We start from the raw sequence: 25,718 nt of genomic DNA, 5'->3' as shown, positions 1-25,718 counted from the left end.
GCTTTTATTGTATTCTTCAGCGAGCAGTTAGACGCTATGGCAGAAACTCCGATGACTACAGAGATTACTTTCTCTGCAGAGAAAATTTCATTAGGAAATGCAACATTAGATAACAATTGGGCTAAAATATAATTAGTCTCCATAATCAAGAAGCGGTAATCTGCCGCTTCTTGTTTTTTTTCACATTGCCCCAAAAAGATATTGAATTGTATCGTTTCTACTTTTCAGAACAGGATATTTTTAGCTTAAAACCGATTGAATGTAAAGAACTTACTTAGGGAGAAGCGCTTTAGAGAATGATCTATTTAAGTTAAAAATTTAAAAAAATCAAACCTATAACTAAACATATTATGGTCATTCCTAAAATAATATTTGGTATTGATAGAAAAGAAATCTCACATTTCACCACTATCGAGCTACATCAAACCATTAATAACCATCACCATTTTAAAATCAGTGTGCCGCATTCTGTGGTCGAAACGCCAAGAGCCTATACTATGGAAAGTGCTCAAAAATGGTTGGGAGGGGTTTTGCATATTGCCTTTCAAAACAATAATAATTTTTTAGGAATAGTAACAAATATTCAATATGCCCAAGAATTAGGACATGTGGGAAGCCAGATTATTATTTCGGGTTATTCTAAAACCATACTTTTAGAATCGGGACCAAAACTCACTTCTTGGGAAGATGCCAGTTTGCATGATATCATCGAAGAAGTGATAAAAACAGCAGCAGGCGAACAATTGCAAAACAATATTAAACCTGAGTTTGGTGGCAATTTAGAATATCAGACCCAATACTTTGAAACTGATTTTCAATTCATACAACGTTTAGCCAAACAGTACAACGAATGGCTGTTTTATGATGGAGAAAAACTTTTTTTTGGTAAGCCAAATGCGAGTACAGAATTTACAAAATTGATTTATAACAAGGATCTTAGTAGTCTAAATATTTCTGTTCAGGCAATTCCGAATCAGTTAGGAGCCTTTAGTTATAATGAAGACGTAGATAGGCTTTATCAAGCCAATACAGGTGAAGAAATTGAGGGATTTCCAAAATTAGGAACTGATGCTATATCTGCTTCCAAAAAACTATACGCTACATCGTCATTAGAATATGGAAGAATTGCAGCTAGTGATGACATCCATTTGCAGACTATACTGAAAAACCGACAGCAAAGCGCCGCAGCGGAATCTAATTTTGTAACTGCAACCAGTCGAAACAAAAGCTTACGAATAGGTATGAGCATTAGCATAGATGCCATGCAGGCAAAAGACAAATTAGCAGCATTTACAAGCGGACAAGATATTAATAAAATTAACTACGAAACCAACGAAGTAGGGATTTATATAATTACTGAAATAACTCACAAAGCAAATGACATTGGGGAGTACGAAAACAGCTTTAAAGCTTTGCCTGCCAAAATTCACAAACTGCCTGAACCAAACATCAACTTGCCTATAGCCCAAATGCAGCAAGCAGAAGTAATAGCAAACGAGGATCCAAAAGGACAAGGCAGAATACGTGTAAAGATGTTATGGCAAGGAGCCAAACAACAACGTACACCTTGGTTACGCGTAATGACACCCGATGCAGGATCTAGTGGTGAGGTCAGTACCAACCGAGGAATGGTTTTTATCCCCGAAGTTGGCGATCAGGTTATGCTGGGTTTTCACTATAACGATCCTAATAGGCCATTTGTAATTGGTAGTTTGTTTAACGGTAAAACGGGCATTGGCGGACAAGCACAAAACAACATCAAAAGTATTTATACTCGTACAGGAAGCACAATCACTTTTGATGAAGGCGAATCAAGTATTTTGGTGAAAGATCCATCAGGCAATACTTGGTTTATGGATGGTAATGGAAATATTGAGGTTACCGCATCAAAAAACATCACCTTTAATGCCGGAGAGAATATAATCATGTCTGCGGGACAAAATATTGTAGCTTCTTCACAAAAAGACATCAATATTGTTGCTGGCGAAAGCATTACCGAAATAGCAAGTGAAGATTATAATCTGACGGCAAGCAACATTATTGAGACTGCTTTGGTAGGCAGAAATTCTAAAGCTAAGAGCATTACTGAGAATATGGAAATTGGTTCTTACATAAGTACCAAAGAAGCTATAAATGTTGAAAGTGCTAAAGAGGTAAACATTAATAGCGGCAAACAGGTAAAAATGCAGTAGTATGGAAGGAGAAGGCGGAAACATAATACGTAACATATCTGGTGTATCTTATAAAGAAGCAGAAGTAATTACAAAAGATGCATCTAAAGGAGCATTAGATTTTAAATCTCCCAAAGAGAATACTTTTTATGGAAAAGATGGAGGTAAAAAGTTTGGAGATTATGAAGAAAAAAAAGAAGAGATAAAAGAAGAGAAATCTAGTTTTATTAAAAATGCTTATTGGTCGGATAAGCATGGGAAAAAAATCAAATGTTTATTATATTCTGTCAAAACAGTATATGTATGTGTCAATTTATTAAAAAAGGCAAAAGGAAAGAAAATTAATATTGTTTACAAGGAATATAATGCTGTCTCGGACACAGAATTGAAAAGGGATACTAGTTATACGATTCAAAATGATGATTTGCAACAATTATGTCCAATAACTTTTACAATCAATGATTATACAATAGAAGACGAGGATGATGTATCGGAATATATTTTTGAGATAAAAATTGATGATGAAAAATATGTAAATAATACTGAAAAACTCAAAGTACACGCAGTAATATACATACCTGAAATTATGAAGAGTTTAGGATGGAATTACGCTTTTAAATCTCAGGAAGATTGGTTTAATGGTGCACAAAATAATTATCCTTGGGAAAGTATTCCCAAAATAAGTGATTTTACTATGGGGTGGGCTCTTAGTTTTGAAAGATTTAAACAGAATTATAATGAGAATTTAAATAAATGGAAAAATCCAAATTCATTAGAATCATTAAAAAAAGAAATTGGTAAAATGGTGAAAGACGGTTACGCTGAATATCCTACTTCTAAAAAAACAATAACAACTTTTGGACTTAGTAATATTGCGAATGCAGAATTGGTTGATAGTGTTATTCAGCCTGAAGAGTTCAAGAATGAGAAGACAAAAAGTGTTAATGTTAAAATTCCTCTATTTGATAAATATTATTTTACCAGTTTTCCATACAAAGAATCGAAATTTAGTGCATTAGATGATTTTTTTGGATCAATTGCGAATTGTAATATTAGGTTTGTTGCTAAAGGAACGATGGAATTTAAAGAGTTGGCTAGAACGGAAGTGACAGTTACAGAATTAGGAGTATATATCAGAGATGGATTTGATTATGTGGGAGATCAGCCTTTAGGATATTGGTCATTAAAAGATAAAAAGGCTAGTAAAAATATTCTATCTGGAGGAAATTTCAGATATATTAATAATGAATCCTATAGAGATTATAGAAAAGATAGCGGTAAAGGAGAAGATTTTTATAGATATTCAAACATTTATATTTATAAACCAAATTTCAAATTTGAATTATGAAATTAATCAAAAGAGGTGAACGAAATGTTTTTCAATTTTCTTTTTTATTGTTGTTGTCTAATTTCTTAACTCTCATCTTGTTTTATGAAAAATTTCATGTAACAGATTGTTTAGCTGATGATTTTGAAGAAAGAAGCAAAACATTTTATTATTATAAAATTCTAAGTTTTGAATATGCCTCTAATTTTCTGACTCCTTGCTTAATTCAGTATGTTATCGCTATCTTTTTTATATCTATTTTTTATTGCATTTGCTTTTATTGGTTGAAGTTAAATCAAAAAATAAGTATCAAAAAAATATTTCTTTTACTAGTATTAACAATTGTTTTTGGACACTTTGTAGTTGTTGTTGAGACTTTACTAGAAGAACCCAATTTGTTTAATTTTACTGATTTTTTCAATTTATTTGCTCTTTATTTTGGGTATTTCATTGTCGTATATCTAGTTGATATAGTAATGTTTACATTGGTGACAATAGTTGTAACATTCCTTTTTTTCAGAAAAAAATATAGTATGAGCTAAATGAATACCGTTAGACAAAAATAAAATTGATTTTGTTGTTGGTTACAATGGCAAAATAGATGGTTGGAGAAAAATTTTAGAAAAAACATGATAAAATTTAAAATAATCTTATTAATAATGATAGGACTAGTATCATGGTTATTTATCGGAATAATAAACAAAAGTGAAGAATTCTATGAACCTGAACTTTGTTTAAAATATCCAACATTACAAATAAAATTTAATAAGCCAGATTTGTCTGAAGATTCGGAAATAAGTAAAATGAATAAGGAAGTTAAAAGTGAATATATTTCCTATACAAATAATTACAATCTGAATGAAAAATTAGGATATATTGGAGAAATAGTTCCTTACATAATCTTGCAACTTTTTTTAAGTGTCTTTTTTAATAAGTTCATTACAAATTATTCTCTTAGTTTATTTTTTATTGATTTTTTTCTATTTATAATTTCATTTACATTTTTATGTTCTTTTTTAACGCTAGGATTCTTTTATTACAAGAACATTATTCTATACATTTTAGGAGTTTTACTTTTTAATTTAATGTTTAATTTTTTTATCAGAAATTTAATTGTTAATAAAAAACACAATGAATGATTACGTCTTAAACCACTAATTACAAAGGTAGCTATAAGTTATAAGTTTAAAGAAAAATTTTAGATATGAAGAAAATAATTGTTTTTGTTTTTTTATTTTCCATCATTTCATGTTCAAATACAAAAAATAAAATGGAAATAAATAAAATAGCTAACGTAGAAATTATCACTGGCTCAAAATCTAAAGTTGATTATTTTGAAGTGTATAACCATGAATCAGTTTCAATTAAAGAAGCTATGCAAAAGATTAAAGCTTTTTATAAAACAACTTTAAAAAATGATGCAATTCAAAAGTATGAAGAGTATAGATGTTGTTTTTATGTTCATACATCAAGAGTGAAATATTCTTCTTTTGCAGGAAACAATACATCAAATTTTGAAGAAGGAGGAATTCGTGATTGGGACAATCCTTTGTTTTACAATATGGATGAATACTTGTTTGCTATGATATATCGTGATAATAAAAGTGCAAATTTTGTTATTTATGAAGATAATAAAATTGTGATGGATGAAACTGAAAACAATTAAAAAATAAGAGGATAAGTAGTATTGATTCAGTTATTATTCAAAAGTAAATTGACTTAATAAGAGAAAATAAAAAAGACATTAATAATAATAGGAGGAATAATCGGTTTTTTTGTATTCATTAATAGGACCAATAATTAGTTATTCTGATACGGCACCTTTAGATGATGAAATTGGTTTTGAAGTTTCTTCATGGAAAGTTTTTATAGTAGAATCTCTGTTATGTGTCGCTGTTGGTTTATTAGTTGGATGGTTATTATTTCTAGCTATAGAAAAAGTCATAAAAAAGAGAATATAACTAGGGTTTAAGATTAGACAATAAAACTGGATTTTTATAAATAGTCGAATGTTTATAAAATAGGTAATCACTTAAGAAAAACAAACTCAAAAAATGATTTTTGAAATAACGCATAAAATAAACACGACAGTTAACGATAATCTAAAAGAAATTCAAACTTCTTTTAATGTTGAATTTCTTGTTTTAGAAAAAAAATCAAATTTTAATATATACGAAGTTAGCAAGACAAAAGTGATCAATAAGCCTAGTCATGAAAACACCTATTTAACATTTCTTGAAAGTTTAGACCAACTTACTTATCCAATCAAAATTCAGACAACAAGCGAAGGGAAATTTGTTAAGTTGATAGAATATAAAGAATGGCTTGAAAAGTGGGAGGAGAACACTGCTCTTTTAATGGAAGAGTATGATGACAACAAAAACGCTCAAGACATATTAGACCGATTTAATCTAAATGTATACGATGAAAAGACTTTTGTCCAAAATAAGTTTAAAGAGCCTTTTTGGAATTTGATTTTTTTTAATCCAGAAGTCGATGATGAGCAGCAGTCCAATAGCACCACAATTAACTGGAATATAAAAACTATTGGAAATTTAGAATGCGTTGGAAAAACAAAATTTACTACATCAGATAGCGGAAAATCGTTGCTGTGTTTTGAATCACAGGAAGTTTTAGATGAAAAATGTATCCAAAACATAGATTTCATTACAAACAATAAAGCGAATCCAAATGAGTGTAAGGCAAACGTAAAAGTAATTTCGACATTAGATGCTTCTAACAGAAAAATAAAAAACAAAAGTGCTGTTTTTGAAATTAAAACAGACACTTTATTTCATTATAAAGAAGAGACTTTTTTGAATATAAATAGAGAAACTAATTCTAAATAATATGGCAAAAGGAGAAATAATTGTAGAAGGAGCTAAATGTTTTTGCTCTAATTCTGACACTAACAAAAACAAGGGCACTGCTGTTCCCTTGGCAGTAAAAAGTCAGACTGCAAAATTAAAATCGAACAAGTATTTTGCTCAAGAAAAACCCATTGCTACGATTTTTGATGAGGATGCAAAGAGTTTTGATAACGGAAATGGATTTGGAATGTGCATTACGCCCGATAACAAAAAGGCTCCTTGCAAAGCAGTATGCAAAATTAAATACAAAGATTTTTATGAAAACGTAAGTTTTGATAAAAGCATGAAAGTACTGATAGATAAATCAACTGGCACTTGCGAAGGTTATGGCAAGAAAGGCACCATTGAATTTGCAACCACCGGACAAAAAAAAGCAGTAAACACAATTGATGTAAAAGAAGCAGATGCTTTTTCTGTCGAAAACACTTCCGCTCAGTGGGAAACTGCAAATCCCACTAAACAAGATTCTGTTTCTGAAATTACCATTGTTGTGCCACGAGCAGAAAAACCAACAGGTAAATATTATTATATAGAGAAAGCAGTAAAAAAAGATATTTGGCCTTTGATGATGCCGATTACTGAAGAACCAAAACTTCACTTAAAGGCCACTTATAAGGGAGATCCAACAAAGATAGTATGGGCTCTGTTTAAAGGAGGCGACGTTAAAGATAAGGTAAAAACTTTTGTGGGTATCGGAGCCAATTTTGAATTTACCTTAGAAAAGATTTTTAAAGATTTGGAGGAAGGTTTATATAGAATTGAGGCCTATGCAAACAAAGCTGGAGATGAAAAATGTGCAATACTTATCGAGTATGTAAAAGACCATATTGAAGGTATTTCTGCTCCTGGTAAAAAGCTATTAAAAAATACACCAATTCCTTTAACTTTAAAGTTTAAAGCCTCGTCGATTGCAGAAAAACAAAAAATATTGAACCCATCGGGGCTTGGTCCTGTCTACGAAGCGTCTCCAATTGCCAGTTGGAGAGTAACCTATAATAAAGTCGTAATTTTCAACAGTCAGACCAGTAATGAGTCGAATCTAATTAAAGTGGAGACAAATAAGGGCTCGCTCGGTGTTTTTACTTTCAAAAATCCCGGAGATTATCAAGTTGAAGCCTATACATCACCCAATGATTCAAGTCCAATCATTACGACCTTAAATGTTGCAGAATCTTTAGGAGTAAATACGGTAAGAGGAATTAGCCGACCATTACTGCGTTATTATGAGAATCTGCAAGTCGAAGTAAGCAAATTTAATGTTGATTTTCTTCCCGCAAATGGCACCAAAATGCAATGGTATTTGCAAAAAGACGGCGTACGATTACCCGTTTTTGAGAGTGCTCTTATGTCAAAAGAAAAAAGCATCAATAAACCCATCAATCAAATACTGTATTCTCATGCTGGAGGAGGTACCAACTACTTTGGTAAATATGTGATAGAAGGTTATGGTAAGCCAACCAATAACCCTTTGTTTAACGCATCAGACAGTTATTTCTTTGAGGTGATAAAAAACTCTGTAGACAAAGTTACGCTAACACAATCGGTACCTAAAGGTGCTAAAGTAAAAGTTGAAGCAGCAGCCCGTATTATGCCACTGGCAAGGGATGAAAAAATAAATTTAGAATTACCAGCTAATGTAGTGGATAATAATGACGGCACAATTACTTTTAATGGTGAAGGAGAGTTTGAAATAGCGGCCTATCTTACGGGAGACCAAACCCTTGATACAAGGGCAAAAACAAAAGTAAAAGTAGCTATCCCAGAACTAAAACGTGCATTGTGGGCATATGGTACGGGCTATAAACGTACTGAGACAGGTTATAAGGAAGAAACCCATGCCTTTGTAGAAATTGGAGGATTAGAAAATCAGTCCATTACAATAAAAGTCTGGGTAAGAGGAGCAGGCGAATCTTTTTACTCAGAACCAGCGAAGTATATGCTGGAAGAAAAAAAGATAAGTCTTGACAGCAAAGGTACTGGGTCGTTTAAAATAACAACAGATGATAAGTATAAAGAAAAAATAGAAAAAGCGTTACCGGCAACGACAGAAACACCAAACCCAAGCGTGAGTCTGATCTTTACCATAGAAATGCCTACCGGAAGCCAAGGGGCGATAACCTTGCCTGACAATCTGGCTATAAAAAATGGCAAACCCGTAGCAGGAACAAAATATATTGAAGTATTAGAGAGCAATGAAGAACTTGCCGTAACCAACGAGAAAAAAGTAAAATCTATATTTTTTGCTAAAGAAGATGGTAAAGGCGTACAACAGACGCTCACACATCAAGATAAAAAACATAAAATATGGGTGCATACCGTCAATATGCAGGAGGAGGAACTAAAGGTTGATGTTATGAGTTTGGTACATTCTGATTGTATGGATGAAAAAGACGGTATCATAACGGCGCTGCAAAGTATTCAAGAATATAAAGAGAAAGTAGGTAAGGATGGACTATTAGAACTCAGTTTTGAAACAAAAAAAGAGTACTTGACAGATGCAGAAGCAAACCCTGTACGTTTTAGCATACAAGTAAGTCGAAAAGTAAAAGACCCAAATGATGACAAAAAAGAGGTTTATGTTTTTGTTGATGATCAATTGGCTGCAATGCCTCATCTTAATGCAAGTTTGGTAAGAAGTCCTGATCTTAAATCTATAGGGATAAACGCAACAAAGCAAGATGAAACAGCTTTTACCAAAGATGAAAAAATTGCCTTACGAAAAAAAGTTATTTGTTTTAAAAATACAGCTTTGATAGTTGAAAAAGGTATTTTGACTGAGGAAGCTATAGAAAATTGTACTGTTCCTGTAGTGGTAGATTTAGAAATGGCAGAGGTAAAAGCAGATAATAAGAAACTGTGTCCGAATTGTGATAATGATATTACCTTGGCAGAAATAAAAGCTATTTGTGTGGGCAAAAAAGACAACAAGGGAGTTGAAAAATGCCTAATAAATAATGAGACTATAATATCGGCCGCTTTACCATTTTTAAATCAATATCGTAAAAAAGTTGGCATAAATACTTGTGTAAGAAAGGCACATTTTATAGCACAGATTTGCCAAGAAACAAAGTTTTATGATTTGCAAGAAAAATTCACGTATAGAGATTCTGAAAGAATGCGTAAACTGTTTGAATCTTATTTCTTAACATTTGGGGCATTAGAAAACCAACAGGAGGAAGCAAGAAGATTATCTTCTCTCTCACTTGAACAGAGCAATGCACAAGAAGTCGCAAGTGCGATCTATGGTCCTACTCATCCATTAGGAAAAGAACATACCAACGATAATGATGGATGGCGGTATAGTGGTAAAGGATTTAAACAAATTACTTGGAAAGAAAATTATAGGAATATACAGAAATATTTCAACAAATCAATGAAAATTGATAGTGAACCTGATGTTTTATGGGTGGACAATGATAATCCATATAAATTAAAAAACAATGCAAAAGATGCCATAACTTCTGCCTTGGCTTTTTGGGGATGGAAAAACATAAACTCGGTAACTAATGGAAGTACTGATAATGATGTTGAGTTGGTAACAAAAATTATAAATTCTAAAAAAGAAGGTCTTGAAGAGAGACAGCGTTTTTTTAAAAAAGCGGTAGAAATTTTTAAAGTAAAAGAATGCAAGCCTGGGTTAAATCTGAAAATAGCTGTAAATCAAACCTATGATAAAAAACATCAAGCAGATTCTAAAACAGCCTACATTAATGTGATACTGCCAAAAGACAGAAAATATCAAGGATTATTAGTATTTTTTGATGATTCAGGCACATTATTTAGTAGTTATGTTTTAGGTAATGGGACTGGATCAGATAAATTTAAAGCGGAAGGAAATGGTGCTACGCCTAATGGGTTATGGAGTACTTGGTATGACAAGGTTCATGCTGGGGATGTAAGATATGGTAATCATGGTTTGATAAAAATGACGGGCTTAGAGGGCGATGCGCTTACGGCCACTAAAAACGGTAGGACTGGAATTGCCATTCATGCTGGTCATACAGTTAATTATGGTAAGTTTATTAATGATCGGGGAGAATTAATGGTTACATATGGATGTTTAAGGGTATACAACGCGGATATAGAAAATTTAGTAAAAAAATATCTAAGTTTAAAAGATAAAAAAATCAAAGTATATGTCGAAGAAGTAGATAATATTAATGAAGTCTATCAATATTATGATGTTGAGCGAGATCCTAAAGAACGAAAAGAGAAATCTAAAAACAAACAAAAAACACAATAATGAAAAGAATAATTTTATTTGTACTTATACTATGTTTTTCATGTGCCAATAAAGAAAAACATACAGATAAAAACAATATTAAAGCTGGTTCGCCCACTCCTGAAAACAGTTTAAGGGATAGTGTAAAACCAAACTATCAATACAAAGATTTATATAAAATGAGAGAAGATATAGTTAAAGGATTAAAAAGTAAAGGTTATAAAATACCTTCAGTAGATTTTTTTAGGAAAAGAATAGAGGAAGTCTCAGGAATAGATATAACAAAAGGAGAATATGATGACCCAGACTTCGGTAAATATAAGACATTAGCATTAGTAGTAAGAGATATGAATATCTTATTACCAGTAGATATAGATGCGAAAGTAGATGACAAATACATTGACCACATTATTAATTACAACAATATGGTTATATATGATCAAATTACAGCGGTAATGCATTTAGAAAAGTTTGATCAAGATTGTAATGTATATACTTATATTGCAGGAACAGGATATACTGGAAATGAAAAGTTTTTATTAAAAGCATTTGAGTGGATAAAAGGAGACGAAATAAAAAGACTGGAAGAACTACTACTCGGCTATACTGGCCAGCCGAATATTATTCCTCATGGACCATTTAGATATGAAATGCTAAAAAAAATTCAAAAACTAAATCCAGGCATTATGGGATCTTTTAGCACAACTGATTTTTCAAAGTATAAACTTGAATACAACGAAAGTAATAAGGCATTGGCGTACATATTTGATGCTCAAATTAGTTGTGAGTATGATGAAAATGGAGAATATACTAGTGCTTTTGGGGTCTATGGGCCTGCTGAGGATTATTTTAAGTCTCATCCAGAATATTTAAAAAGTTTAAGAGACAACAATTATTATGGTTTAGAAAAGTTAAAGACTTATGCAACAGTTATATTTTTAGCTGTTGATTCTAGAGACGTGCCTAATTATATTGTTGTAGATGCAGATGGGTATGTTAATTTAAGAGAAGAAAAAAATTCTTCATCTAAGATATTAGAAAAAGTTAAAACTGGAGAAAAAGTTTATGGAATAGAGAATGTAGGAGATTGGTATCGAGTAAGAACTTTAAAAGAAAATATTGGCTATATACACAAAAACAAATTGAAAATTGATGCATCTAAAAATTGAAAATTGTTTTTAGATTAGGTCTGTTATTAGATTAGAAATTTAACAAGAAGAATAAAGTATTTGGAAAAAAGAAATACTTCTTGGTTTATTCTTCGCAGTAATGAATGGCTATGGGACATTGAGAAAAGTATTAAAACTGATTTGATAAGAAGCGTTTGAATTATATAGAAATCTAGAAAAGAAAAAAACTTAATAATTTCTATAATTTGCCTAATTATAGTCGTTTACATAAAAAAATATGCAGAATATCATGATGAACTTATTGATGAAAATGGATGAAAATGGAGTAAGAAGAAAATGATGTTAAGGTATTATTGTCATTAAAATATTATAGTTCGGAAATTATGGAACTTAAAAATAATGTCAGATATAATTGGAGTGAAAAAATTAAGATTATTTCGTACTTAGTGAATACTTTTGATCCTGTATTTAAAAAATACTACTCAAAGCAAGAGAATTGGGGTGAATTAACAATTTTGGCAGATTTCAGAGATTTTTTGGAGGAAGGCGACTGGACAAAAGTTGTTTTAGAATATAAAAAGAATAACTATTACGGATTATCAAATTTGAAAGAGATGATTGATTATGCGAATAAATTTAATTCTCTAGGCGCTCCAGATTAAAAATAGTTTTTGTAAATAAATCTATAAAATATGTGATCTATTAAGATTTCTTGCATAATGTATTTAGATGATTTTTAAAAAATGAAATCAAACAATTTTAGAATTTAACTAATTACAAGAACTTATAAAAAAAAATCCGAAGAATATCAGGGCAAACTTACTGATGAAAATCGAGGGGAAAATAAATTGTAGATGAAAAGAATATTAATAATATTAACGCTGTTTTTTTCTTTTTTATCTTGTAAAAAAGAAAAAAGTGAAGAATCTGCAAAGTTGCAAATTACTAAGTCTAACGATATGAATATTAATTCAATAGATACTATAAAAAAAATTGTTGAACAACAAGTATTGCATGGATATGCCGTAAAAGAAGCTGGATTAGATATGCAAAGTGATTATGATTACAAAAAGGAGGATTATGAAATAATAAGACAATTATCCATTGATATTTTGAAAAGCTATAATTATAGAGTATTAAATGATGAAAATTTTCAAAATAAAGTATTTAGAATTTTTGATTTTAAAGATATACAAAAAGATATTAATTTTTTAGTAGAGTTTGCGTGTCCATTAAAGAAAACAAAATATCAGCTAGATGTTAATTACACTGTCAGTAATAATAATCCACTTTTTATTGATTCAAAAAATAAAATAATACTAGAAGCACTTTATGCACCACAACTTATAAACTATAAAACTGATTATCCTGATATTTATAATAAAGAAGAAAAAATAGAAAAAAGTAAGTCTGTAAATGGACAGTCTTTCGATATAATAAAATGGAAAGAAATTCCTAATCTTGATGAACAGCGCAAGAAAAATGTTCAAACACTTGTTGCTCGAAATTTGTATTTATTTAATGACAGTAGAGCGCATTTTAAATGGTTAATAGTAAACGATGCAATCTTTATGAGAAGTCTGGTAACTACTTTCGGTTATTATGATGATAAAGAGTTACTAAAATGGGGGGGGGGGGATAAAACAGAATTTACCAACCAAAATATAGAAGAAGCAAACAAAATCATTTACAACAAAAAGTGCGATGGAAAAATAGTTTTCGACCAGCAGCTTTTAAACATACTAGTTGAAGATGAAGCAAAGGCAACTCAATTCTATGACTTTGTAAGATATTACTATATAGACTGGTTGTTAAGTGATAAGAGTATTGAACTCAATTTTTCGCAAAAAGCCGAAATAATAGCTCGAATACATAGTTTTATTTACAAGTATGCTAAAGACTACAGAACTGTAGATTTTATGGGGAAATTTGCAGAGTATAATGATTCAGATAACAAATACAGCAAAGAGTTCAAACTTAAAAATTATTATAATATTCCAGAGTTTGAAAAGCAATGGAAACAAGCAAAGATAGATGGTGACGGTATTTCTTTACCTGGTGAAGAGTAATTGACGAATATTAGGACACAATTATAAAATTCTGCCGTTTTGTTTGGTTGAAATTTTGGATGGTTTAGGTAAAAAGCACAAAAACACGGAAATAGGTTGCAATTTTTAAATCAATATTTCTTTGTTATATACGTCATGGTGGCCTAGAACTACATCTTGATATTTTCCCAGACCTATTATGGTAATTCCTAAAAGTATAGGAACTAATTTTTACATTACTAATATTAAGCTTGCCATACTATGCCAAAGTCTCTGCAATCTTAGAAATACATTGCACAATGAAATATAAACATTTACTTATTCTATTTATCATAATATTAAAAGGCGTATTTTCTTTTGGACAGGAACCAGATTCATTGGCAGTTGTTAAAATAGAGAGCGGGAGAATCGTTAAAAAAATTATCAACAAAAAAATTGAAAGTTTTGATGTTGAAATGTATGCAGTAAATTATGGGAATGTACTAAAGTTTTCAAAAGTTAATGATACTATATTTATTAGAAATGCTGGTGAATCAAAAGCCATAATTAAAGTTTTTATTAAAAATAATAAGGAAGCACGTGAACTTATTTATAAAAAGAAGCAACTACTTTATGTAGGAAGTATTGATTTTGATTTAAACAATTTGCCTCCAAACAGCTTAATTACAAGTCAATTATCCAATAATAATATTGAAAGCTATATTGTTAAATCTGGGTTAGAAAGTATAGCACACGATGATGAAAGAAATTTTGAGAAAAGCTTTAAACTTTTTGGAAGACTCGAGATGTCAAGAAAATTATCATCTATTGATTTGATTTTTAACTCATTTGTAGATTTTTTTTCAGAAGAAGATGCACTATTTAAAATTTATTCTTCTAAGTATGCCGAGCAATACGCAAAAGACTATGACGAAAAACATAAGGAAGAAATCACTCCGTTTTCTTTAGCTCATGTAGAAACTAATGAGTTAGGCGAAATCAAAAATGGAATAATTTGGACTAAAAAAGATGATATAAACGGTATATATAATATTTACCGTGAAAATAAAATAATCAAATCAGAGGGCAAAAGTTTACAAGAATTTCAAAATATCATAAAAGAATATACGGAATCATTTTATATGAATTAAGTTGTGATGCTACTGTTTATTTTAATAAAAAGAGAAAAATTAAATGCTGGTAAAAGTTAAGAATTTAAAGTGGTAACCTGAGTATATTATTATCAACAATTATTACACAAGCATAAATTCAGTAATGACATTTGAAATCACTTAGATTGCCTAATGAAAATCTCGGATACATTTTATCAATAATAAAATTTACTTAAAGGATGAGCATAGTCCTCATCCCTTAAGTAAAGATTCCGTTTATTTAATTTTACATCTGTAGAATTATAAATTCGCTTCGTCTGTTCATTTGATGTTCTTCTTCAGAGCATTTTACACCGTCAGCGCATTGATTTACAAGTTGTGTTTCTCCGTAACCTCTTCCGGTTAATCGGTCAGAGGCAGCGCCATTTTCAATCAGCCACTTGATAATAGAGGCAGCTCTTTTGTCAGATAATAACTGATTGTATTTTTTGGATTGTCGGCTGTCTGTATGAGAACGAATATCGAGTTTCATTGTTGGATATTGTTTTAAAGCTTCGAGTACTTTTTCAAGATCTAAAGCAGCTTCTGGGCGAATATCTGCTTTGTTCAAATCAAAATAAATGGTTTTGATGCCTACAAATTTACCCAGATCATCTCCAATTGCAATCTTAGCTTTGGTGCTTTCGAGACTTATGGCAGCAGTTGTTTTTCCGTTTTCTTTTGGAATCGAAATAATTTGTTCATTAGAAGTATAGTTTTCTTTTTCTGCCCTAATGGTGTACGTAACGCCGCATTCAACATCAAATCTAAACTGACCGTTTTCATCAGAATTTGTTTTGCTTATGACTTGATTAGAATTGGTATTGTACAAGGAAATAGAACTGTTGGCTAAAACAGAACCCGAAGCAAAATCGGTTATCGTACCAAGTAATTCCTGAACGCAGTTTAGTTTTCGAGTTTCTAAAAATGCATAAATATCGTCAGATCCTGTTCCGCCATTTTTATTAGAAGAGAAAAAACCTCTGCGTGATTTAGTATCGATTATATATGCAAAATCATCTTGAGGTGAATTAACATCAGAACCAAGATTTTTAATTTCAACGACACCATTTTTTGTTATTTTTCCATTAAAAATATCCAAACCTCCAAGTCCAGGATGACCATCAGAAGCAAAATAGATTTCATTTTCATCTGAGATATACGGAAATGTTTCTTTTCCTTCGGTATTGATTGTTTTGCCTAGATTTTCGGGAGTTCCAAATTCTCCATTAGCTTTGATATCAACTTTGAATATATCCGACTGTCCGATCGTTCCTGGCATGTCTGAGGCAAAATATAACGTTTTTTCGTCTGGACTTAAAGCTGGGTGGGCTGTACTGTAATTATCGCTAGTAAAAGGAAGTGCCGTTATATTGATCCATTTTTCATTTTCAAGCGTGGCTTTGTATATTTTGATTAAAGTCGTTTTAGACTCGTTTTTGCCTTTTTTTCCGTTTACATAATTGTTTCGTGTAAAGTACACAGTTTTGCCGTCTTTTGTAAATACAGGCGTAGATTCGTGAAATTTTGAATTAATGCCACTATTGATTTTTCGAGGCTCGCTTAGTTTGAAATTTTCGTCCAAATCAGATTCATACAAATTGGTATAAGAACTACCTGTCCATTTGTCTTTTTGTTGTCCAAAAAGACTTTTGTCACGCGCCGAAGTAAAAACGATTTTATTTTGGTAAAAAGCAGTGCCGTAGTCAGAATAACTGCTGTTTATACCTGCATTTTCAATTTTGTATCGACCAGAATTGGCTTTGATTTCTTCTAAATAATTTTTAGCACCAGCGTACAATTTTGCTCTACTATCGTTTTTTGATTTCTTATAAAACAAATCCAATATCTGGTTGGCTTTTACTGTATTTCCAATTGATTTCAAAGTTTGAGAATAGCGATAATAATATTCAGTTTCGACTTCGGTATTCATTGCAAACAATTCTTCGTACCATTTTGCAGCTTTTTCAAAATCAGAATTGAAGTAAAATGAATTTCCGAGTTTTTGAAACAAATCTTCAGATTTATATCCTTTCTCAGCCACTTGCTCGTAAATTTTGATTGCATCTATAAAGGCATGAGTTTCATATTTTTTGTCTGCCGAAGCCAATCTTGCCTGTTGCGAATAACCAGCAACAGAAAAAAAGCTTAATATTGTTAGATAGAGAAGTATGTATTTTTTCATGGTAATTAATTTAGAAGAAACGAGGATTGGTAACATTTCCATTATTTTTGAAGAACTCAAAACGCAGGAATATTTCATGTGATCCAGAATTGTAGTTATTTAATTTGGTGGTTTCACGGTCATATGCATACCCAAGGAAAAGTCCGTTAGAGATTTGAAATCCAGCCATGGCGCTTAATGCAGCGTCCCAACGATACGAAACTCCAGCTGTAAATTTGTCGTTAAACAAGAAATTTGCAGAAAGATCGACCTGTAACGGTGCGCCGTCGACCATTTTGGTTAATACGGCAGGTTTGAATTTTAAATATTGATAATGATCAAGATTGAATACATAACCGGCAATTAAATAATAATTGATTTTTTCTTTGTAAATAGCGACATCATTATTGTTGTAACGGTTTGTTTCTATGAAGTTTGGAACAGATAAACCGATATAACCTTTGTCTGAATGCAAATAAACTCCTGCACCAATGTTTGGCGAAAAAGTGTTGGCCGCATTTTGAAATTTTGGATCTCCCTGATCTTTCGGATTTAATTTATTGATGTCTAAGTTGAATAAATTGGCAGTTCCCTTGATGCCAAAAGAAAGTTTATAAGTGGCAGATGCCTGAATCGAATAGGAAATATCAGCAGAAAAGTTGTTCTCTACTGTAGGTCCGATTTTATCATTAATAAAAGAAAGTCCAACTCCTAAATTAGTATCACTTATTGGTGTATTGACAGATAAATTGCTGGTTTCTGGCGCTCCATCTAGACCGACCCATTGCGTGCGGTACAAACCAAAAACACTCAAAGCATCTCTAGATCCGGCATAAGCAGGGTTTATGTTTATGGTGTTGTACATATATTGCGTAAACTGTGCATCTTGTTGTGCAGTACTTACTAAGCCTATTAAGAGAATAGCGACTGTCAAAAATTTAATCTTCATGTTTTTATCTTTAATATTTCTGTGTTATTCAAAAGCATTTAAATGATATTGAATAATCTTATGTTAGCGTTTCAACGAAAAATGGGCTTTGAATTCTTTTTCTATCAGGTTTTCATAATAGGTTACTTTGAACCAATAATCTGTAGAAGGCAGGGAATTTCCATTATAATTTCCATTCCAGCCTTCTCCGGATGGTTTTATAGAAGTTATCAGTTTTCCGTAGCGGTCAAAAATGTAAATGATAGCGTTTTTTTGGTCTTTCAGGCTGGTGATATTCCAAGTGTCGTTGTAACCGTCGCCGTTTGGAGTAAAAAACTTCGGATAATCTACCACAAAAACTTCTACACTTAAAGTTCCGGCGCATCCGTTGGCATCTTTTACTCGAACAATATGAGTTCCAGAACTTACATTGTAGAAATAATTTGATTCTTGCTCAGGACCGTCGTCAAGCGAATAAACAAAGTTTCCTGTACCCGTTACTGTGGCCATAATTGTGGCATTATCTGCAAAAAACTCCGAAACTACCGAAGCCTTTAAGCTTTCTGGTCCATTTGAAAGGACAACATTTGTAGTTGCAGATTTTGCTGGACAGTTGTAGCTATTTGTAACTTCTACCGTATAAGTTCCAGGCTGTACAGCGGTAAAAGAATCGTTCTCTGAAGGCTGTAATTGTCCATTTCGATACCATTTAAATTTGAAATCGGTCATTGAAAGCCCTGTTTCTATAACTGCTGGAGAAATCAAATTGCCATTGGCATCATAACAAATTGTATATTTTTCGCGAAGATTTACGCCTTCAATAGGAATAATATTGATTTTTAATTCTGAAATAGAAAAGCATCCGCTAGCATTTTGCACTCTGATAAAAACAGATTGCGAATTTGAGCTTATCGTATAGTTTCTAAAATTTGAAATTGCATTTGAATTATTTTCAGCATTAGTTCTGCTGATAAAATATCCAGAAATGGATGTTCCAGTTTCTCCATTCAGAATTTCATTTTCATAAATACTAAGATCATAAAAATCACTTTGACAGACTGTTTTTTCAAGCAATGCAACAGGTGCAGGTTTTTTGTTGATTTGTATTTGTAAATCAACGAAAGTTTTACAGCCAGAAGCATCTGAAACTTCAACAATAATGGATTGTGAATAGGGAATTGTTGTCTGAAAAGCTGCCGGATTTGAAATAGGAATTTCATTTGCAGAATCGGCTGCATTCAAATAATATTTTACAAGGAGCTGTGTATTCTGGTTTGTAATTTCATCATTTTTGGAAGTTAGATTTACAATTTTAAGTCCGTCTTCAACTGCGTCATCACATTCAGAAAGTGCTGAAGGTGTTTGTACTTGCGGTGGCGTGCATTCTGTGTCGACGTCGGTGCAGGTGCTACAACTAGGATTAGGATCTGGAATTGAACCTGAAACAGTTACTGTATTGCTGAGGTTACCAGTATAACTTTCAGGAATGACTACTGTAACTTTATAGTTAATCGTTGATGCCACAGGAATGGCAGCAATTATGTCAGTCAAATTTCCATTTCCTGTTTTTCCGTTTCCAGTCCAGCTCATGGTTGTAATTCCGTTTGGAATTAAATCGTTTACCGAAACATTTAAAGCATTACTCGGTCCTGAATTAGTAATTGAAATATCATAAACAGTTGTAGTTCCGGGAACATATATGGTTTGATTATTTGTTTTTAAAGTAACCAGATCTGCACTTAAAATTACGGGTGTAACCGTTGGGTCATTTATAGCTGTTGTTTTCGGATTATCAGAAAGCACGGTAACGGTATCATGATTTGGATTTTCGCCTGTAGCTGTAGCTTGATTGGTAACGGATCCGACAGTAGCATCGGCAGCCGTTATAGTATGAGAAGCCTGTATAGTTATACTTTCGCCCGAATTTAAAATTGGAATTGAATTTGGTATAATACTTCCAGTATCTGCATTCGCATCAGAAATTGCAATAGTGCTTATGGCGGTTTGACCAGTATTGGTAAGAGTCAAATCATAAACAATAACTTCGCCAACATTATAATAAATATCTTTTTGAGATGTTTTCGTAAAAGTTAAAGTACTTGTTTGTGCAATAGCTTGAGCAGTATTATTGGTTGGATCTGTATCTGTATTTGTTCCAGAAATAACAGCCGTATTTATAAAATCACCAGTAGTTCTAATATTAGCCGTTATCGTTAGTGTTTCCAGTTCTCCTGAAATTAAATTTCCAATAGTCCAGATTCCTGTTGTACTATTATAAGTCCCGATAGTTGCTGATGCATTTACAAATTCATAACCGCTTGGAAGCAAGTCGGTCACACGTACATTTGTATCATCTCCAGTGCCAATATTAGATGCTTTTATCTCAAATACAGCTTGATTGCCAGTAATAGAAGCTACTTCTTTTTCTACTTTTAAATCTGTACAAGGATTTACACTGATAAAAACAGGAGCCGAAGGAGCGGTTAAACCACAGTCTCTTGTCGCTACAACGGTATAATTTCCGGTTTTTATAGCCATATATTCTTCCTCAATAGCGCCTGCAATAAGCACATCGTCTAAATACCATTGATAAGGTGCCAAACCTGGAGTTGTTGAAAGGGTCACAGAACAGGCATTTGTAGAATTTACTTTTGTAGGCGGTTCTGGAGAATCACTAAAAGCAGAGAAAAAACCAGACATAGAGAAACCTTCTCCTTGCTGTACAATACTGGTTGTTAATCTGGAATTAGATGTAATGTTGATAACTGTTGGATTCCCGATGTTTGCATCAGTAAAACGGAGCATATAAAAACCCGTATTCCCAATAGGTACACGCGGTGTTCCTGTTAAAGTTTCTAGATTGGTTCCATTAAGGAAAACCGGTTCCGTGGCATTCTCTAAAATAGTGTAGCCAAAGTAAGGAAGATCGGTATTGTTATAACTGATAAATTTTCGTGTTATAATACTTTTAGAACCTGAGCAACCTCCAATAGGCAATACAGTTGAGATATCGGTTTCGCAGTTTACTGCTGTTGCAGAATAAACTACCACAGGTTTTGATGAATTTACAAAAGTAGAAGAATACATATTTTGTGCATCTCCGTGATGAATGGTAACATAACTTCCTGCGTTTGCCAGTACTTGAGTACTAGTTCCGATTTGTGTTCCTGAAGCATCAAAATGTATTAATTGTACAGTTGTATTTGCTTCTGAAGCTACTATCGTACTTTGTTCGGGATTATTGACGTCTGTTCCCGGTGTCCCGTTTCCGCGTACAAGCATATAACGTTTTCCCAGCATATTGATAGGTGCAATCTGATCGACTGTGGCATCTTCACCATTTCCGTTACAGCTCTGTGGTATGTCGCCATAAGTCCCAACATTTACGACGACAGCTTTGTCGGAAGTTAGGAGAGAGCCCATTGGAGCTATAAATAATCTGCTTTGTCCAGCGTTTAATAGTGCTGTCATGGTTCCGTTTAATGAAATTGCCGTCCCATTTTCTGTTGCCATTACAGAATAGATTGGAGCGCCATTTACAATTCCGGTATAGCTGCTGCGATAGTAGCCCAAACGAAAGGCGAGTCCCAATCCTTCATTTCCAAAACTGACAAGAGAAGCATTTCCTTTGATATTGGTATTGTTTGTTCCCGGTGTATCTGAGGCAATATTTCGCATGTTTACTGAAACCGGTTCTGTTGCTTCTACAATAAGACCTCGGTTTGAAGCGATACTGTTTATTCCGTTTCGGGCAAGGGTTGTCGGATCACCAACAAATCTATAAGAAACGGGATTAGCAGCAGTTAAAGTTAAAGTTGTAATTGCGGTACCATTACTTTTTTTCAGTTCTACAGTTACCGTTCCAGAGGCGATAGTTGAGATTACAATTTCGTTCGCATCACTCCAATACTGCCAAGGCGACGGCGCAATGTAATGCTTTGCAGCATATTGCGCCGTTGCTTGACAGCAAAAAACTAAAATGAACAAATAGGGAATTATCTTTTTTAAAAACATTTTTCTAGTATCTAAGCATTTCAAATTATTGACTGATGTAAACCCAGCCGGCAGTCGATTTTGCGTCTTTGAAGTGTATGATATAATAATAAGTTCCATCAGGAAGTCTTTCTCCTTTGTCAGATTGTCCTTCCCACTGATTACTGTAGTCTTGTTTCGTATAAACGATATGTCCGAAACGATTAAATATCTGCAGATTGGTGATAGGAGGTAAGTCCGTTAAATCGAAGAAATCATTTTTTCCATCACCATTTGGCGAAATTACATTGGGAATATTATCTGTAAATTGTGTACAGATTGGATTTGGCGAGATGCATTGTAAATCGGTATCCGTACATGCTGCACAAGCTGGATTTGGATCTTCTGTGTCACTTGAAACAACCACCGTATTTGTTAAATCTCCTTTGTAATCTGCGGGTACAGAAATGGTAACAGTATAAATTATAGAAGCCTGATTTTGTACTTCATTCAGAATAGCGTTGAGAGATCCATTACCTGAATTTCCAAGATTATCTGTCCATTTCATTATAGAAATTCCAGTCGGAAGATCGTCTTTTACGACAACATTTTTAGCAGTATCAGGACCGTTATTTTTTACAGAAATGGTATAAACAACATCTTTTCCAGGAATATAATAATCTTGATTATCTGTTTTTACTGTGACTAAATCGGCTTTTGGAATGTATGGAGCATCAACATCTGTACAGTTCGCACAACTTGGATCTGGATCTACCGTATCGCTAGTTACAACTGCTGTATTGGTTAAGTTTCCTGTAAAAGTTTCAGGTACAGCAATGGTTACAGTATAAATTATAGAAGCCTGATTTTGTAATTCATTTAGAATAGTATTAAGTGCTCCATTACCTGAATTTCCAAGATTATCAGTCCATTTCATTGTAGAAATTCCAGCAGGAAGATTGTCTTTTACAACAACATTTTTAGCCGTATCTGGACCGTTGTTTTTTACAGAAATAGTATAAACAACTTCTCTTCCTGCCACATAATAATCCTGATTATCTGTTTTTACCGTAACTAAATCGGCTTTTGGAACATACTCGGTATTAGTATCTGTACAAGCGGCACAATTCGGATTTGGATCTGTTGTCGAACTGGTAACAATGGCCGTATTGGTTAAGTTTCCTGTAAAAGTTTCAGGAACTTCAATGGTTATGGTGTATGTAAGAACTTCTCCGTTTTTTAGTTCATTTGTGGTATGATCAAGTTTTCCGTTTCCTGAATTTCCTTTATCATCGCTCCAATTCATTACTGTTATTCCCTGAGGAATTTCATCATTTACTTTTACATTGTAGGCGTTTCCAGGGCCGTTATTGGTCACAGTAATCGTATAAATAGTATTAGTGCCTGCTATATAATAATCTTTATTATCTGTTTTTACAGTTACTAGATCGGCTTCAGAAATTACAGGTGTCACAGTTGCATCTCGTAATGCAGGAGTTGTAGGGTCGTCAGAATTTGATTTTATGAAAATATCTACAAAACTTTCTCCTACAACAGTTGCCTGGTTAGTCACTTTTTTGGCATTAACATCGGCTTGGGTAATCGTATGATTTGCTTTAATAACAATATTTTCTCCAGGATTTAACGCAGGAATAAAAGCTGGCGCGATGCTTCCTGTATCAGCATTAGCGTCCAAAACAGAAAGATTGTATAAGGAAACATTTCCTGTATTTGTTAATGTTAAATCATATACTATAACTTCTCCAATATTGCGATAAAGTGGCTGTTGTGCTTTTTTGGTCAAATTCATGTTCCATACCGGAGTTACTGTAGCGGTATTATTGGTCTGATTATCATCAAAATTAGCTCCTTCAATTTTTGCAGTATTCGTATGATTTCCATTTTCATTAACTACAGCTGATATTTGCAAAACGGCTTCCTGATCAGCATCTAAGGTTCCGATATTCCAAATTCCGGTTGTCTTATTATAGGTTCCGATAGCTGTTGAAGAAGCGTCAAAGACATAGCCATTTGGTAAAAGATCTGTTACTTTAACCCCCGTATCCTGAAAAGGACCGTTGTTTTTAGCTTTAATTAGGAATGTAATTTTGTTGCTATTCCCTAAATTAGCAATCTCTTTTGTAACGCTTAAATCGCTGCAGACTTTCACTAATAGAGGAGAAGACTGATTGGTTACTCCACAATCCAAAGTTCCAGTAACAGTATAATTTCCTGAATTTTTTACAGTAAAAGTCTGCGAAACAGCATCGGGAATCGCCACTCCATCAACATACCATTGATATGGAGCCAAACCGGATTGCGTAGAAATAACAGTATTACAGTTTTCATTTGATACAATTTCTGGTTTTGTAATGGTTTCATTAAATGAAGAAAAGAATCCAGACATTGTAAAACCATTTCCCTGTTGTACAATGCTTATCGTCATTTTTGCATTAGAGGTAATGTAATAATTTTCAGGACTTCCAACTTCTGTATTGGTAAATCGGATAATGTAATATCCTGTGGTTCCGATAGCGGTTCTAGGTATTCCTGTTAAAGTTTCTAAGTTTGATCCGTTAATAAGAACAGGTTCTGTTGCACTTGCCAAAATAATGTATCCGAAAGCATCAAGATCATTACCATTATAGGAAGTAAACTTTGAAGTGACAATTTCATTAGAGCCGGTACAATCTCCCACCGGAATAACGGTAGACATATCGACTTCGCATAAATCTGCAGAACCTGAATAGATAATAACAGATTTGTCAGCTTCTACAAAAGAAGATGAATATATATTTTTAGTATCGCCATGATGAAAAGTATAAGAACCTCCAGCAAGCGGAATAGTTTGTGTTGAGGTGCTTAAAAAAATGCCTTGAGCGTCGTAATTAGTTATTTTTACTACTGTATTGGGCTGTGTTGCAATAATTGTACTTTGTTCAGGGTAGTTCATCTGAGTTCCAGCGGTTCCGTTTCCTCTTACTATGACATAATTTTTTCCGAGGGATTGAGCTGGAATCACCTGTGTAACAATTCCATCCGAACAGCCTCCAGGCGCATCAGAATAGGCTCCCGCATTTGCAACGACCATTTTGTTAGAGGTTAAACTCGCTCCAATTTTCGCAGTAAATAAAAAACTCTGACCTGTATTTAAGGTAGTAAGAGCGGCATCATCTAAAAATATTTGAGTATTATCTTCTGTAGCCATTACAGAATAGACCGGAGCATTTCCAGAAATTCCTGTAAAATCGGTTCGATAATATCCTAATCTAAAAGCAGTTCCTTTTCCTTTATCTCCAAAACTTACGAGTGAAGCATTTCCTTTAATGAAATTTCCGAGATTATCACTTCCTGTGTTTCCTTCATCAGAAGCTACATTTCTAACATTTACGGCAATTGGAGTAGAAGATTTTACAATTAAACCGCGGTCATTGTAAACCGTATTGACAACATTTCGCGGTGTAGACATCGGAATGCCTTCAAAACGATAAACAGCAGGAAATGAAGCAGTCAAAGCCAAAGTAACAATTTCGGTTCCATCGCTTTTAGAAATGGTTGCATTAACAATTCCGGGCGAAATGGTTGTAATCACAAGTTCGTTGGCATCACTCCAATATTGCCAAGGCGATGGAGCGATATAATGTTCATTAGAATATTGTGCCGTCGTTTTGTTCGAAAAGAAAAGTATCGAAAGGATAAAGAGAAGAACTGCGTATTTTTTCATTGTAAATAAAGTTTGCCTATTAGTTGTAAGCA

At 33.0% G+C, this 25,718-nt stretch carries 16 protein-coding genes; 12 read left to right on the top strand and 4 right to left on the bottom strand.

Annotated features, from left to right (window positions below):
- Positions 1–6 precede the first annotated feature (6 nt).
- The 12 genes from tssD (at position 7) to ACFFLS_RS26025 (ending at position 14,898) form a co-directional block, all read left to right on the top strand.
- Positions 7–132 carry a type VI secretion system tube protein TssD gene (gene tssD, locus ACFFLS_RS26080; RefSeq protein WP_379689740.1) on the top strand — a complete coding sequence of 42 codons (126 nt, stop codon included), beginning with the start codon at positions 7–9 and terminating at the stop codon, positions 130–132.
- A 218-nt stretch (positions 133–350) separates the two neighbouring features.
- On the top strand, positions 351–2,192 hold the full coding sequence (locus tag ACFFLS_RS26075) for a type VI secretion system Vgr family protein (protein ID WP_379682429.1): 1,842 nt from the start codon (positions 351–353) through the stop codon (positions 2,190–2,192).
- Between the two features lies 1 nt (position 2,193).
- Positions 2,194–3,519 carry a DUF6402 family protein gene (locus ACFFLS_RS26070; protein ID WP_379682428.1) on the top strand — a complete coding sequence of 442 codons (1,326 nt, stop codon included), beginning with the start codon at positions 2,194–2,196 and terminating at the stop codon, positions 3,517–3,519.
- Positions 3,516–4,040: a hypothetical protein gene (locus ACFFLS_RS26065; protein ID WP_379682427.1), complete on the top strand. Its 525-nt coding sequence runs from the start codon at positions 3,516–3,518 to the stop codon at positions 4,038–4,040. Before ACFFLS_RS26070 ends, ACFFLS_RS26065 begins: the two co-directional genes overlap by 4 nt.
- 117 nt (positions 4,041–4,157) lie before the next feature.
- Positions 4,158–4,637, top strand: coding sequence for a hypothetical protein (locus ACFFLS_RS26060; RefSeq protein ID WP_379682426.1), 480 nt, complete (start codon positions 4,158–4,160; stop codon positions 4,635–4,637).
- Between the two features lie 65 nt (positions 4,638–4,702).
- The gene (locus tag ACFFLS_RS26055) at positions 4,703–5,164 is read left to right on the top strand and encodes a hypothetical protein (RefSeq protein ID WP_379682425.1); all 462 of its coding nucleotides are present in this window, start codon (positions 4,703–4,705) and stop codon (positions 5,162–5,164) included.
- Positions 5,165–5,552: 388 nt separating this feature from the next.
- Positions 5,553–6,347: a hypothetical protein gene (locus tag ACFFLS_RS26050; protein WP_379682424.1), complete on the top strand. Its 795-nt coding sequence runs from the start codon at positions 5,553–5,555 to the stop codon at positions 6,345–6,347.
- Between the two features lies 1 nt (position 6,348).
- Positions 6,349–10,611, top strand: a complete 4,263-nt coding sequence (locus ACFFLS_RS26045; protein WP_379682423.1) for a hypothetical protein — start codon at positions 6,349–6,351, stop codon at positions 10,609–10,611.
- Complete coding sequence (locus ACFFLS_RS26040) at positions 10,611–11,759, top strand: SH3 domain-containing protein (protein ID WP_379682422.1); 1,149 nt, start codon at positions 10,611–10,613, stop codon at positions 11,757–11,759. The genes ACFFLS_RS26045 and ACFFLS_RS26040 overlap by 1 nt, the downstream gene beginning before the upstream one ends.
- 344 nt (positions 11,760–12,103) lie before the next feature.
- On the top strand, positions 12,104–12,382 hold the full coding sequence (locus ACFFLS_RS26035) for a hypothetical protein (protein WP_379682421.1): 279 nt from the start codon (positions 12,104–12,106) through the stop codon (positions 12,380–12,382).
- Positions 12,383–12,574: 192 nt separating this feature from the next.
- The gene (locus ACFFLS_RS26030) at positions 12,575–13,789 is read left to right on the top strand and encodes a hypothetical protein (RefSeq protein WP_379682420.1); all 1,215 of its coding nucleotides are present in this window, start codon (positions 12,575–12,577) and stop codon (positions 13,787–13,789) included.
- 278 nt (positions 13,790–14,067) lie between these two features.
- Positions 14,068–14,898, top strand: a complete 831-nt coding sequence (locus ACFFLS_RS26025) for a hypothetical protein (protein ID WP_379682419.1) — start codon at positions 14,068–14,070, stop codon at positions 14,896–14,898.
- A gap of 247 nt (positions 14,899–15,145) precedes the next feature.
- Here ACFFLS_RS26025 and ACFFLS_RS26020 read toward each other — a convergent pair whose 3' ends face one another.
- The 4 genes from ACFFLS_RS26020 to ACFFLS_RS26005 form a co-directional block, all read right to left on the bottom strand.
- Positions 15,146–17,083 carry an OmpA family protein gene (locus ACFFLS_RS26020; protein ID WP_379683386.1) on the bottom strand — a complete coding sequence of 646 codons (1,938 nt, stop codon included), beginning with the start codon at positions 17,081–17,083 and terminating at the stop codon, positions 15,146–15,148.
- A gap of 10 nt (positions 17,084–17,093) precedes the next feature.
- The gene (locus tag ACFFLS_RS26015; protein WP_379682418.1) at positions 17,094–18,011 is read right to left on the bottom strand and encodes a PorP/SprF family type IX secretion system membrane protein; all 918 of its coding nucleotides are present in this window, start codon (positions 18,009–18,011) and stop codon (positions 17,094–17,096) included.
- Between the two features lie 63 nt (positions 18,012–18,074).
- A complete protein-coding gene (locus tag ACFFLS_RS26010; RefSeq protein ID WP_379682417.1) occupies positions 18,075–22,004 on the bottom strand; it encodes a T9SS type B sorting domain-containing protein in 3,930 nt (1,309 codons plus the stop codon).
- Between the two features lie 25 nt (positions 22,005–22,029).
- Entirely contained in the window at positions 22,030–25,686 is a 3,657-nt protein-coding gene (locus ACFFLS_RS26005; RefSeq protein WP_379682416.1) for a CLIPPER-2 domain-containing protein, read from the bottom strand.
- Positions 25,687–25,718: the final 32 nt, after the last annotated feature.

This window comes from Flavobacterium procerum (assembly GCF_042431625.1).
Taxonomy (GTDB): Bacteria; Bacteroidota; Bacteroidia; order Flavobacteriales; family Flavobacteriaceae; genus Flavobacterium; species Flavobacterium procerum.
The sequence above is the reverse complement of the archived record's forward strand: the minus strand, read 5'-3'. Positions and strand labels throughout refer to the sequence as shown.